Below are 12,784 nucleotides of genomic sequence, written 5' to 3'. Positions count from 1 at the left end.
GGCGGGGTCAGGACACCTTGGTCACGCGCACTTCCATCTCGCGGATGAAGATGCGGGACGGTTGGCGCATAAGATAGACCACCGCCTCGGCGATGTCCTCGGCCTGGATCATGTCTTCCGGCTTGATCCGGGTGGCGCGTCCCTGACGAAAATCGGGGGCGTTGACCGAGCCGGGGCAGATGGCGGAGACGCGGATGCCCAGGCCGCGCAGGTCCAGCCCCATGCACTCACTCATGCCCATCAGTCCGAACTTGGAGGCGCAGTAGCCGGCGCCGCGTTCGGAGGCGTATTTGCCGGCGATTGAAGCGAGGTTGATGATGAGACCGTCGCCAGCCTGCTTCATCGCCGGCACGACCGCCTGCGCGCAGAGAAACGGCCCGCGCAGATTGGTGGACAGCATCTCATCGAAGTGGGACAGCGCCAGTTCATCGAAGCGCGCGAAGTAGCCGAGCCCGGCGTTGTTGACCAGGCAATCGACTCCGCCCAGCCAGTCGATCGCCGCCTGGAACTGGCCGGCGACCTGCCCGGCATCGCCGACATCGCAGACAAAGGCGCGCGCTTTCGCGCCCTTCCTTTCGCAGGCGGCGGCGCGTTGGACCAACAAGTCGCCGCTGCGGGCCATCAGCGCCAGCGCGCACTGCTCGACGGCCAACCGTTCGGCGATGGCGCGTCCGATGCCCTTGGAGGCGCCGGTGATGATGACGCGTTTTCCAGCCAGATCACCCATGGCATTGGCCTTTCCGAAGGAACAGGTCCGCCCGGACCCTTGAGACCTATTTCTTGAAGCTGGCCACGGCCTCGTCGAGGGAGTCGTAGGTCTCGAAGACCGAGGTCAGCTTGGCAATCACGAGGATCTTTTCGATGTTCTTGGTCAGATTGGCAAGTTTCAGCTGGCCGCCCTGATCGCGGAACTTCTTGTAGTGGTGGATGAGAATCGCGATACCCGAGGAGTTCATCCAGTCGGTGGAACCCAGGTCGATCACCACCGCCTTGACCCCTTTGCCGAGCAGCGCGTAGAGCTTTTCGTCCAGTTCGCCGGTATCGGTGCCGCCGAGGAACTTGCCCTTGGGCTCCAGCACTTCGACACCGTCCTTGCTGTAAGTTCTGACCTTCATCGTCCCTCCCCTGCCTGGTCTGCCTATCTCCAACGGCGCCAATAGGTCGCGTTGCGCAGCGGAGTATACAACCGGAAGTTGCGCCGGTCAAAGACATCCAGGGCGCCGGGCTGTTCGGAACCGGAAAGTATGGGAATTTCGCCATTCCGGGGTAAGGGAGTATCGGATTTGTCCGATATAAATCGTGTCAACCGAAGCGACCTCAGGGGGAATTGCATGTCATCGATTCTGGTGGTGGAGGACAAAGATTCACTGCGCCGCATGCTGGCCGATGCGTTGGCGGCCAAGGGGCATGAAGTGGAAGTGGCCCGTAACGGCAATTCGGCGATTGAGAAGGCCAAGGAGAGCCGTTTTGACCTGGTGCTCACCGATCTGCGGCTGCCCGAGCTGGACGGCCTGCAGGTGCTGGAAGCGGTCAAGGAGAACGATCCGGAGACCCAGGTGATCGTGATGACCGCCTACGGCACGGTCGAGACCGCGGTCGAGGCGATGCGCAAGGGCGCCTATGATTTTCTGACAAAACCGTTCGATCCCGATCACCTCAATGTGCTGATCGACCGCGCGCTGGAGAACCGGCGGCTGTTGGCGGAAAACTCGCTTCTGCGCCAGGAGCTGGCCGACAAGATCGGCTACAACCGGATCATCGGCGCCTCGCCGGCGATGCTGGAAGTGGAAAAGTTGGTGAAGAAGGTGGCCGGCTCGGACACCACCGTCCTCTTCCTCGGCGAGAGCGGCACCGGCAAGGAGCTGTTCGCCGCCGGCGTGCATTCGCTCTCCAGCCGTCGCGAGAAACCCTACATCACGATCAACTGCGCGGCGATCCCGCGCGAGCTTCTGGAAAACGAGCTCTTCGGTTCGGAGCAGGGGGCGTTTACCTCCTCGCACCGGTTGAAGTTGGGCAAGTTCGAAATCGCCGACGGGGGGACGGTCTTCCTGGACGAGATCGGCGACCTCGACATGGCCCTGCAGGCGAAGTTGCTGCGCTTCCTGCAGGAGAAGACCTTCGAGCGCCTGGGCGGGACCAAGCAGATTTCGGTCAATGTGCGCGTAATCGCCGCCACCAACGTCGACTTGAAGGAGGCCATCGCCGAAAAGCGTTTCCGTGAAGACCTGTATTACCGTCTGTCGGTCTTCCCCATCCATGTGCCGCCGCTGCGCGAGCGGCGCGAGGATGTGGCGCGTCTGGCCGAGTACTTCGTGCAGAAGTACTGCAATGAGATGAGCAAGCCGGTCAAGAAGTTCTCACAGGAAGCGCTGAAGTTGATGGACCGTTACCACTGGCCGGGCAATGTGCGCGAACTGGAGAACACCGTTGAGCGCGCGGTGATTCTCTGCGAAGGACGTTATATCAATCCCCAGCACCTGGCAATCCGTGTGCGCACCGACGACGAGATCCGACTGCGCGAAGGCGCGGGCTTAAAGGAGATCGGACAGCATGCGCAGATGGTGGCCGAACGTGCCGCCATCATCCGGGTACTCAACGAGACCCGCGGCAACAAGCGCAAGACCGCCGAGATCCTGAAGATTGATTACACCACGCTCTTTGAGAAACTGAAGCGCTACGAGATCGAAAACGGCCGTCATTAGGCGGGCGATAACGTCTTAGGCACAAACACCTTACCGTTTCGCCGCCGAATGTTATCCACATTCGGCGGCGTCACGGACAAACCGGTCGTGAAACCGGGCATCCCTTGCACATTTCAAGCGCGGACCAAGTTTGCCCTTGACAGACTGTGGGCTGTCCATCACCTAAGGGGCTGAAACCTCGCATCGCAGAGGCGACGAGGGGGGCAGACTTCGAGAGTTGGGGCGGCCCGTCCGCCTTAAGGTCTTTCGGATCGTAGTCGTAAGTCGTCGAATCTCAGGGCGTACCGCCGGCAGGGCGGCGGAGCGTCGGCCACGGATGGTCGGGCATGGCCATTTCCCGCACACGGCGGGGGCTGTGCATGTGTTGTCCTACTGTAAGGGGGAGGTTGCAGTATGAAGGGGGAAAGCAGCATGATGCAGCCGCTGGAGCCGCTGTATCTGGTCTGTGTGGACTGCGGCGAGGAGTTCGTCTTTCCCGTCTCGGCCCAGGAGTACTTCATCGAGCAGGGGTATGCACACCGTCCCAAGCGGTGCAAGTCCTGCCACAATCGTCACAAGCGCGGCGACCACAACGGGAACGGAAACGGCTACGGTCGCTGAGCCGGACTGCGGTACCAACTGACCCTCGGGGGGGGACCACCCCGCGACGTCACATCAGACTGGGGGAAGCGCGTCATCGGATCGCGATGGCGGCAAGGGATAGTTTTGCGCGCACAGCGGGAGCTCTGCCTTGTCAGAGGCGGCCGGGTCGGCCTATGGCAGGAAATGCCGGACGTAGAACCCAACGATTTGATCCCCGAAGAAGGCGGCCACCAGCGTTGCCAGGGCGATGAACGGGCCGAACGGGATCACCCGTTCGCGGCGGAGTCTCTCGGAGACGGCCATCGCGATCAGTGAGATGACCAGGCCGATCGCGGCGGAGAGCACAAAGACCAGCAGGATCCGCCCCACACCGAGAAACGCCCCCAGCATCGCCGCCAGTTTCACATCTCCCCCGCCCATGCTCTCCTTGCGGAAGAGGAAACGTCCGATCACGGCGACGCCGATGAAGGCACCGGCGCCGACCGCCGCCCCGAGCAGGGACTCTGGCCAGGGCAGATGCGTGGAGAGCGCCGCGGTGGCCAGGCCGATCGCGATGCCCGGGTAGGTCAGCGCGTTGGGAATGATCTGGTGTTCCAGATCGATGAAAAAGACCGCCACCAGCGTCAGCGCCAGGTACCAGAAGCCGAGCGTCGTCCACGACACCCCGTAGCGGGCATAGAACGCGGCGAACAGGGCGGCGGTGAGCAACTCCACCGTCGGATAGATCCAGCCGATCCGGGCGCGGCAGAAGGCGCAATTGCCGCGCAGGACCAGCCACGAGAGCACCGGAATGTTGTGGTACCACTGGAGACTGTTGCCGCATTGCGGACAGCGGGAGCGTGGGCGGATGATCGACTGCCGGCGCGGGAGACGCCAGATGAGCACGTTGGCGAAACTGCCAACACAGAGGCCGACGACGACCACCATAATCCACAGGATGACCCGGCTTTCGGGCGTCAGCGGCATCAGACCCTCTCCCAGCAGCGGCGGCAGACGAACTGCCCTGCCTGCAATCCGCAGCGTTCATTCGGTTTGACCAACACCCAGACATGGACCGGGATCACCGGCCGCAGCGCCCGCAAAAGCCCCATCGGCCAGCGGGCGACGAAGCGGCGAAGCCGGCCGCGGCTGCGATCGGCGTAACGGTCGGCGTCCTTGATCACGTCGATGGTGTAATCGATCACGCCGAAGTTGCGGACCATTTTCTTCAGATTGCGATAGGACAGCAGGCGGACATCGTATTTGGCGTTTTTCCCCGCCAATTTCATATAGACATGCGCGACCGGATGCGGCACCCAGGAGAGAAACGGCAGTTTGTAGTGTCCTTCGATGAGGACATGGCGGGTGCCGATGCCGAAGTAACAGGCGCCTCCGGGCTTGAGGATGCGGTGGATTTCGCGCATCAACCCATCCTGGTCGTCAACATGCTCATACACCTGATTGCAGATCACCGCATCGACCGAATTGGCGGCCAGCGGCATGTGGCAGCCATCGCCGGCGAGAAACTGCAGCCGGGCCGACGGAATCCCCGCCTGCGCGGCCAATTGACGGCCGTGGATCACGCCGACCTGATCGTTGTCCAACCCGATCACGCGGCCAAACGCGCCGGCGAAATGCCGGGTCATGATGCCGGTGGAGCAGCCGATGTCGACCACGGTCACCTGCGCCGTGCGCTCACCAAAGTAATCCCCGAGCACCGCGATCACCTTGTCGGCCTTTTCAAGACGTCCCTCGGGCTCGAATAGGACGGGGAAGCGCTCGGAGAAGGTGCCGTCGGCGTCGTTGAGATGGGTGATGTCGATGGGTTGCGGCATGCGTCCTCGCGCGGATCAGACGGCCGGCTGGCGGCGGCACTTGTAGATGACCGACAAGGCAAACAATCCGGGCCAGAGACGCGCCAGATGGTTTCCCCAGGCGTGGGGGTGGCCGCCCCACCAGCGGGGCGGGAACACCGACTGCACCCGGACGCCGGTGATGCGCAGTCCGCAGACCGCCAGGAGGCGCCGGTGTTCGGCGACGGTGTAGAGTTTGATATGCGAATCGTCGATGCCGCCGAAGTCGACCCTGCCGCGCAGGATGTTGAGACGGCGGGCCAGATGGAATTCATTCGGCAGACTCACGTACAGTTCCCCATCGGGCGCCAGCGCCGCGACCAGTTTTTCCAGCGCTCTGGCCGGTTCGCGCACCTGCTGCAGCACTTCCAGACAGAGTACGACATCGAACAGGCCATGGATCGGATCGGTCTCCAGATCGACGACGGCGGCACGGATGCGGTGATGCTGGCGGCGGGTCCATTCGACCGCCATCGGCGAAAGATCAATGGCGGCGACATCGAAGCCCGACTCGGCGAAATAGGCCGCGGCCGAGCCGCGGCCGCAACCGACATCGAGCAATCGGCCGCCGCGATGCTCCAGCATCCGGTCGATCAGGCCGATGCGCAGGCGGGTGCGGCTGTCGACGCTGGTTAATTGCCGGGTTTCCCAATAGTGATCGAAGTAGCGTTGCCGGTCATTGGCAGGCGCGAGACGCGTCACCAGACGGGGCCGCTCGCTGGTCGGCACAACCGGCGCCGGTGGCTCGATCGCGATGGGCTCGGTGATGATGTCGGACTCGTGCATACTCCCCTTCCCCTCCTCTGAGTTATCGGCACAAGCGGCTTCGGGCTGGACCGGGCCGGCACGGAAAGATTGATTGCGGCATGCGATTGACCCGGCGGTCGGGAGCGTCTGCAACATCGGCGAGCGCGAACGGGCCCTGCGCCGTCTGGGCGGACTGATGGCGCTCGGGGCATCGGCGGCGTTGGGGGTCGCCCTGCTGCTCCTGGCGGCGGGACGGCTCTGGCGGTTGGCGCTGCTTCCCTTGTTGTACCTGGGTCTGGTCGGGCTCCTGCAGGCGCGCGAGGCCACCTGAGTACGTCATGCGGCGCGCGGGACGCGCAATCTCGACGGTCAGGATGAGCCGTTCGCCGATCCGGAGATGGCGGCCATGTTGCGCCGTCGCGGGCGCTCGATCGTGTGGCGTTCGCTGGCCGGGGCGAGCCTGATCATTGCGATCATTTGGGTGGTCTGAAGTTCGCGCTGTGCGCGAACCGATGCAGTCGCGCCGGGACGGCTCGACGGGAGCCTCGCCCTCCCTTTCGTACGGACTTTATGGGAGGGCGAGCCGTCGGCTGCATGGCGCGTTCAGTGAGTCGTCAGGTTCCTGCCTTAATCTCTCCCCGTTTCTGTCGATAATCTCCTAAGAGTTCCGGACCCCAGGGATGGGGCCGGCGCGACATGGGATGCGTACACCCACGGCCTCACATCGTCCCGATGTTTCGGTCGTTGTGCCGATGCACAACGAACTGGACAACCTGCCCGCCACGGTCGACCGGATCGTTGCGGTACTGTCGCGCGCGGGCCGGACCTTCGAGATCATCGCAATCGACGATGGTTCCACCGACGCCACCGGCGAGCGTCTGCGCTCGATGGCGCAGTCGCAGCGTGTCTTGCGCGTGGTTTCGTACAGGCCCAACCGCGGACGCGGTTATGCGATTCGTCAGGGCTTTGCCGCCGCGCGCGGACGGATCATCGTCAGCATCGACGCCGATCTCAGTTACGATCCCGAACACATTCTCGGGTTGTTGTCGGTGCTCGACGAGCGGCCCGAGGTAGACTTCGTCGTGGGCTCGCCCTACTGCCGGGGAGGCCGTACGGAGAATGTCCCGGCCGGGCGGCTTTTGATCTCGCGCTGGGGGAACCGGATTCTGGGGCTGGCGATGCCGGGGGGCCTCACGACCGTCACCGGCATCTTGCGCGCCTACCGCCGCGAGGTGCTCGAGGTCCTCGAGCTGGAATCCAACGACAAGGACTTGCACCTTGAAATCATCTCCAAGGCGATCGCGGCGGGGTTTGTCCCCGCGGAGATGCCGGCGACGCTCACCGGACGGAAACGCGGCCGCTCGAAGTTCTTTTTCAAGGCCACCGCGGCCTCGCATCTGATCTTTTCTTTTTACGAGAAACCGATCCTGCTTTTCGGGCTCATTGGCGCGTTGATCATGGGCCTGGGGCTGGGCGCGGGACTGCACCTGATCTATCTGTGGCAGACCGAGTCGCTCAATCCCGATCGTCCGCTGGTCTCCCTCACCGTGATTCTGCTGGTGGCGGGACTGCAGGTGCTATTGTTCGGTTTCCTGGGATCGCAGATTGTCCAAATCCGGCGTGAGCTATTCCGCACCCAAAAGACGATCCGGGCGGCGACGCTGCAGATGAGGCCGACGGATCAACCGGTCCCGGAGGAAACCCCGGCGCCGACCACACGCGACACGGAGCATGAACTGGCGGCGCGATGAGACGGATCCTCGTCATCACCAACCGCTATCCCTGCGACGCCGACGATCCGGCGTCGCCGTTTGTGCCCCACTTTGTCGAGGCGCTGCGCGGCTGCGGCGTGGCGGTGGATGTGCTCACCCCGCGCTACACACACCGTCCGGTCTGCCCCGAAGCGCCATCGGTGCATCGCTTTGAGACCGGGGCATCATCGCCGGTCGGCTGCTGGAATCTGGCGTCGCCGGCCAGCTGGGTCCGTCTGAAGCGCTTCGTCGCCGCCGGTCACGAGTTGGGGCGCGCGCTCTGCCAGAGTCATCGTTACGATCACATTTTCGCGCTCTGGGCGCTGCCGTCGGGAGAATTTGCGCGGCGTCTGTCGCGCGAGTATGGCATCCCCTACTCGGTCTGGTGCCTGGGGTCGGACATTTACTCGTGGTCGCAGCGTCCGTTCATCGGCGCGCAGATTGCGAGAGTGCTGCGCGACGCGGCACAGGTCTTCGGCGACGGTGAGGATATCTGCGAGCGGGTGAAAAGCTGGCTGGGGTTGGGTTGCCGCTTCCTGCCGTCGTTTCGTCCGCTTTCGGGCGAGCTGCCGATGCAAGCGCCCTCGGCCACCGCGGCGCCGCGCTACCTGTATCTCGGGCGTATCCACCGGGCCAAGGGCACGCGTGAATTGCTCCTGGCCTTTGCCGAGGTCATCCGGTCGCTGCCGGCGGCCCGGTTGCGGTTTGTGGGCGACGGCCCCGATCTGGCATCGCTGCGTGAAGAGGCCGAGACATTGGGAATCGCGCCGTCGGTTGCCTTTACCGGACCGGTGGGCCGCACGGAAATTCTCGACGCGTATCGTCAGTGTGATTTTGTCGTCATCCCGACTAAGTCCGACAGTCTGCCGCTGGTTTTCTCCGAGGCGGCGCAGGCACACCGTCCGGTGATCGGCACCGACGTCGGCGATCTGGGCGTGATGATCCGCCGCTTCCATCTGGGGATTGTCTGCGATTCGGCCGACCCGGCGCTGTTGGCGGCGGCGATGCGTCAGATGGCCGACAGCCCGGTCTTCAGCGCTCCGGGACGGGAGCGTCTGCTCAAATTGCTTGATCCAAGGGGCGCCGCGGTGGCATTTTGCCGCAGTGCCTTCGGGGCGGAGTTCACCGCCGCGCCCGAACCCGCATTATCCCGCGATCACAAAGCGGCTCGCCCTGATGTCGCGGTTCATCGCTGACGTCCTCCTGACTGGGGAGTGGCCTAGCGGTAAGGCAACCGGCTGTTAACCGGTCGATCGCAGGTTCGAATCCTGCCTCCCCAGCCAAGACAGAGAAGAATCATCCACCATTGAATCGGCATGGAGAGTCGTGGCCGCTATGGACGCGGCCAGGTCGTCGGCGGGTACTTGAACCCCGAGCCCGTGTTGAAGAGCACGACACAGTCGCCGGCCTGCACCAGGCCGCGATCGCGCAACTGTCGCAGGGCCGCCACGGTCGCGCCGCCTTCGGGGCAGGCGAAGATGCCCGTGTCGGCGGCCATCCAGTTCGATCCCTGCGCCCATTCGTCTTCGCCGACCGCCACGGCGGCCCCGCCGGACTCGCGAAGGGCGAGCAATATCAGGAAGTCGCCGAAGGCCGACGGCACGCGCAATCCCAGCGCGGCGGTGTGCGGATCGGAGACGGGATCGGCGGTCTTCGCGCCGGCGCTGAAGGCGCGCACGATCGGAGCGCAACCCTCGGCTTGCACGGAGACCAGACGCGGACGACGCGCATCGATCCAGCCGAGTTGTTCCATCTCCTCGAAGGCCTTCCACATGCCGATCAAGCCGGTGCCGCCGCCGGTGGGATAGATGATGACATCGGGGAGGTCGCCGTCGAAATCCTCCCAGAGTTCATAGCCCATGGTCTTCTTCCCCTCCAGGCGGAAGGGCTCCTTCAGCGTGGAGAGGTCGAACCATTCGGCGGGGTCGCATTCGGCGCGCAGGCGCGCGCCGCAGTCGGCGATGGTGCCCTTGACGGCGCGCACCTCGGCGCCATAGGCGCGGCATTCGCCGAAGAAGGCCTCACCGGAATCCTCGGGCATGTAGACCCGCACCGGGCATCCGGCCAGCGCGCCATAGGCGGCGGCCGCGCCGGCGGCGTTGCCCGCCGACGGCAGGCAAAATCGGCGCACCCCCAATTCGCGGGCGCGCGAGATGGCCACGGTCATGCCGCGCGCTTTGAATGATCCGGTCGGGTTCTGCGATTCGTCTTTAATCCAGAGGCGCGTCAGACCCAGCCGTTGCGCCAACCGCGGCGCGGCGACCAGCGGCGCGCCGCCCTCACCGAGCGTGAGGATGTTCCGGCCATCGGCCACCGGCAGAAGGCGACGGTAGCGCCAGACGCCGGGCCGTTCGTTGTTCAATTGGGCGCGTATCCGATCGCCTTCGCCGACGGTCAGATGAAAGCGGGCGAGCAGGGGGCGGTTGCAGTCGGCGCAGAAGCAGGCGATCTGGTCACTGGGATAGGCGCGTCCGCACCAACCGCAGCGCAGATCGAAGCGCAGGGGACTCTGGGGGTCGTCGTCCGGCACGGGCTACGCGGGCAACTCGGCCGGGGTCATGCCGATATCGACAATCGAGCAGGCCACGATCGGCTGCAACCCGAGTTCGGTGGCGCGGGCAATGACTTCGGGAGCATCGGAGCCGGGATTGAAAAAAACCTCGCCGGGCGCGACGGCGGCGATGTCGGGCAACACCGTCAGGCCGATTTTGGGCGACAGATAGACGGTGACACGGTCCACCGGGCGGGGCACATCGAGGATCGACTTGTAGGCGGTCACCCCTTCGATCTCGGTCTCATTGGGGTTGACCGGGTAGACTGTCCATCCCTGGCGGATGTAGGCGCGTACGGCCTTGTTGCCGAATTTGCCGCGGTCCTTCGAGGCGCCGAGCACGGCCACGGTTCCCTGTGACATGAGTATATCCTTTCGGAAACACACAGGGCGCCCGAAGCGCCCCGCGCGATGATTTCGTCAGCGACGGTCCAGGTAACGCTTCTTGTAGTCCTCGAACAGTCGTCCCCATGGGGTCTTGCTGTAGCCGCGGATGATCTTGCGGCCGACGGTCGGGTACCAGAGCCAGTCGTGGTAGACATTGGAGGCAAAGGGCGCCCAGGCGACCAGCGGCGAATGCAGAAGCGGCCGTTCGAGGAAACGCAGCGGTCCCTTGCGCAGCATCTGATCGCCCCAGATGACCAGCGACTTCTTGGTCTTGAATCCGAGGTTGATCTGGCGGATATCATCGCCGATTAAGTCGATCTGGCCGATGTCGGCCACGCCGAGGCCGCGTTCGTGGCACATGCGCAGGTACGGAATCGAGAATGGATCGAAGCCCATCACGCGCGCGGCGACCGCGTCGATGGCGACCGAATCGAACGAGGCCAGCAGGACGTTGCCCTCGCGCGGGATCATCGTGCGCGGCCCGGCGCCGTCGCCGCAGACGGTCCCATCCATCACGGCGAAGATCTTCGGGTGCAGCTCCCTCTGCATCAGCACCAAATCGACCATCACCTCGTGGATGTGTTTGTGCGCGTAGTGGCGCACTTCTTTTAGCAGCCCGCCAAAGGCGTTTTTGATCGCGCCGGTGGTGATGGCGTGACCGTGGGTCTTCACCGTCGGGAAGTGAATGATCTGCTTGCCGGCGTACATCTTCGGGATCTCGATCCCCTGGGGAAAAATGTGATTGAGCGCCAGAAGCGGGGTCTCGAAATGATACACCGTCCATTCGACCGACGGCAGGGGCGTAAACGTCAGCCCGTACTTCTCGAGGATCGGCAGCCAGATGTTGTTGGTCGCCCCTTTGATCGGGTCGGTGACCACGGTCTTGTTCTCGATGGGCCAGAGCCGTTCGCGCGGGAAACCATACTCCAGAAGCGCCTTGACCACGCCCTCCACCTGCCAGGGCTGCGAGGAACAGGCGGGAAAGTACTTGGTCCAGGACAGATTCAATTTCAGCAGCGTGTCGGCGTTGCGGTCGAGACCATCGACGACGCCGGCCAGATCGAGCAGGCGGCGGTAGTCATCGAGCACGGTCTCCGGTGTGGTGCGCACGGCGACCACCCGCGAGCGCAGGGCGGGACCGGCGGCGGTGGCGGCGGTCTGGGGATGGTGTGAGTGCATGCTCATGACAATGTCGGGCATTTGGCGTGCCCGCTGAATATACGTCGGATTTGGTGGTTTTACAACGCGACGCCGCGCCGGTGCCGCGCCGGATCGGAGAGCACGAAGAGGTTGCCGCCCTGGCGTTTGGCTTCCAGGAGCGCCATGTCGGCGCACCAGAGGAGCCGTTCGGCGCGCTCGGCATGACGCGGGAAACTCGCGCCCCCCAGCGACAACTGCAAATTGAGCACCTCGCCGCCGGACTGGCCGCGGCCCAGAGTGAAGCGGCCGGCGGCCAGCGCCTGACGCAGACGCTCCGCCAGGATGCGGCATTCATCCGCATCGGTGTCGGGCATGAGGATGGCGAACTCATCGCCACCTAAGCGGCAGACGATGTCGATCGCGCGCACGGTGCGGCGCAGGGTCTGGGCGGTGTAGCGCAGGATCGCGTCGCCGACCTGGTGGCCGTGGGTGTCGTTGAGGGCCTTGAAACGGTCCAGATCGCAGATGGAGAGCGACAGCGGCCGCGCAAAACGCGTGGCGCGCGCCACCTCCTCCGACAGCCGCAGGTTGAAGTAGCGACGGTTGAAAATGTTGGTGAGCGTGTCGATGTGCGACAGCTCGCGCAATTGCTCCAGCCGCGCGAAATTGCAGAGCGCGACTTCAAAGTCGGACCAGGCGCCGCCCGCGCGCGGGTCACAACGCATCGGCGCCTCCGGACTGAACCCCCAGTAGACATGGAAACTGAGGTGCCGTCGCGATGGCACCACCGCCATCCCATCGAACCCGACCGCGCGTGCCTGATCCAACAGAACGCCCGGCGCGGGGTCGGCGGCGATCCGGTCGCGTCCGGCGATCAGGCGTGCTTCGGTCGCCTCGGACAGATCGCGTGTCTCGGCCGAATGGGGGAAGATCGCCCACGGACCGAGCTGGTGTGCGTTCCACCCGACCACGAACAGACGGTCGACGCCGCAGGCGGCCGATTCGGCGCAGGCGACACGGACCAGATCATCGAGGGAGTCGGCGTTGAGCAGGTCACAGAGACGCCGGCGGTCGCCGGCGGCGGGCATGCGG

Annotated in this window: 14 protein-coding genes and 1 tRNA gene; 6 read left to right on the top strand and 9 right to left on the bottom strand. The window is 64.4% G+C overall.

What is annotated here, in order from left to right; genetic code table 11:
• Positions 1–7 precede the first annotated feature (7 nt).
• A complete protein-coding gene (locus VNN55_07705; GenBank protein ID HWO57434.1) occupies positions 8–727 on the bottom strand; it encodes an SDR family NAD(P)-dependent oxidoreductase in 720 nt (239 codons plus the stop codon).
• A gap of 46 nt (positions 728–773) precedes the next feature.
• The gene (locus VNN55_07700; GenBank protein HWO57433.1) at positions 774–1,115 is read right to left on the bottom strand and encodes an STAS domain-containing protein; all 342 of its coding nucleotides are present in this window, start codon (positions 1,113–1,115) and stop codon (positions 774–776) included.
• Between the two features lie 216 nt (positions 1,116–1,331).
• Here VNN55_07700 and VNN55_07695 point away from each other — a divergent pair, with 216 nt between their 5' ends.
• A complete protein-coding gene (locus VNN55_07695) occupies positions 1,332–2,702 on the top strand; it encodes a sigma-54 dependent transcriptional regulator (protein ID HWO57432.1) in 1,371 nt (456 codons plus the stop codon).
• 411 nt (positions 2,703–3,113) lie between these two features.
• Complete coding sequence (locus tag VNN55_07690) at positions 3,114–3,302, top strand: zinc-ribbon domain containing protein (protein HWO57431.1); 189 nt, start codon at positions 3,114–3,116, stop codon at positions 3,300–3,302.
• A gap of 153 nt (positions 3,303–3,455) precedes the next feature.
• Here the strand turns inward: VNN55_07690 and VNN55_07685 are convergent, their stop codons facing one another.
• Genes VNN55_07685 through VNN55_07675 form a run of 3 tightly spaced genes read right to left on the bottom strand, consistent with a single transcriptional unit; the run spans position 3,456 to position 5,902 of the window.
• Positions 3,456–4,250 carry a prepilin peptidase gene (locus VNN55_07685; protein ID HWO57430.1) on the bottom strand — a complete coding sequence of 265 codons (795 nt, stop codon included), beginning with the start codon at positions 4,248–4,250 and terminating at the stop codon, positions 3,456–3,458.
• Positions 4,250–5,098, bottom strand: coding sequence for a class I SAM-dependent methyltransferase (locus VNN55_07680; GenBank protein ID HWO57429.1), 849 nt, complete (start codon positions 5,096–5,098; stop codon positions 4,250–4,252). The genes VNN55_07685 and VNN55_07680 overlap by 1 nt, the downstream gene beginning before the upstream one ends.
• A 15-nt stretch (positions 5,099–5,113) precedes the next feature.
• Complete coding sequence (locus VNN55_07675; protein HWO57428.1) at positions 5,114–5,902, bottom strand: class I SAM-dependent methyltransferase; 789 nt, start codon at positions 5,900–5,902, stop codon at positions 5,114–5,116.
• Between the two features lie 73 nt (positions 5,903–5,975).
• Here VNN55_07675 and VNN55_07670 point away from each other — a divergent pair, with 73 nt between their 5' ends.
• From VNN55_07670 to VNN55_07655, 4 genes are all read left to right on the top strand, one after another.
• Positions 5,976–6,194, top strand: a complete 219-nt coding sequence (locus VNN55_07670) for a hypothetical protein (GenBank protein ID HWO57427.1) — start codon at positions 5,976–5,978, stop codon at positions 6,192–6,194.
• 370 nt (positions 6,195–6,564) lie between these two features.
• On the top strand, positions 6,565–7,614 hold the full coding sequence (locus VNN55_07665) for a glycosyltransferase family 2 protein (GenBank protein ID HWO57426.1): 1,050 nt from the start codon (positions 6,565–6,567) through the stop codon (positions 7,612–7,614).
• Positions 7,611–8,810, top strand: a complete 1,200-nt coding sequence (locus VNN55_07660; GenBank protein ID HWO57425.1) for a glycosyltransferase — start codon at positions 7,611–7,613, stop codon at positions 8,808–8,810. The genes VNN55_07665 and VNN55_07660 overlap by 4 nt, the downstream gene beginning before the upstream one ends.
• A gap of 12 nt (positions 8,811–8,822) precedes the next feature.
• Positions 8,823–8,897: transfer RNA gene (locus VNN55_07655), tRNA-Asn, on the top strand.
• 50 nt (positions 8,898–8,947) lie between these two features.
• On the opposite strand, the gene VNN55_07650 is transcribed toward VNN55_07655, so the two are convergent.
• The 4 genes from VNN55_07650 to VNN55_07635 form a co-directional block, all read right to left on the bottom strand.
• Positions 8,948–10,144 carry a threonine synthase gene (locus tag VNN55_07650; protein ID HWO57424.1) on the bottom strand — a complete coding sequence of 399 codons (1,197 nt, stop codon included), beginning with the start codon at positions 10,142–10,144 and terminating at the stop codon, positions 8,948–8,950.
• A gap of 3 nt (positions 10,145–10,147) precedes the next feature.
• Positions 10,148–10,528, bottom strand: a complete 381-nt coding sequence (locus VNN55_07645; GenBank protein ID HWO57423.1) for a CoA-binding protein — start codon at positions 10,526–10,528, stop codon at positions 10,148–10,150.
• Between the two features lie 57 nt (positions 10,529–10,585).
• A complete protein-coding gene (locus VNN55_07640; GenBank protein HWO57422.1) occupies positions 10,586–11,737 on the bottom strand; it encodes a DUF362 domain-containing protein in 1,152 nt (383 codons plus the stop codon).
• 53 nt (positions 11,738–11,790) lie between these two features.
• The coding region (locus VNN55_07635; protein ID HWO57421.1) for a GGDEF domain-containing protein at positions 11,791–12,784 on the bottom strand (994 nt) is incomplete at its 5' end.

This window comes from bacterium (assembly GCA_035559435.1).
In the GTDB taxonomy this organism is placed as follows: Bacteria; Zixibacteria; MSB-5A5; order WJJR01; family WJJR01; genus JACQFV01.
This window is presented reverse-complemented; position numbering and strand designations above follow the sequence as displayed.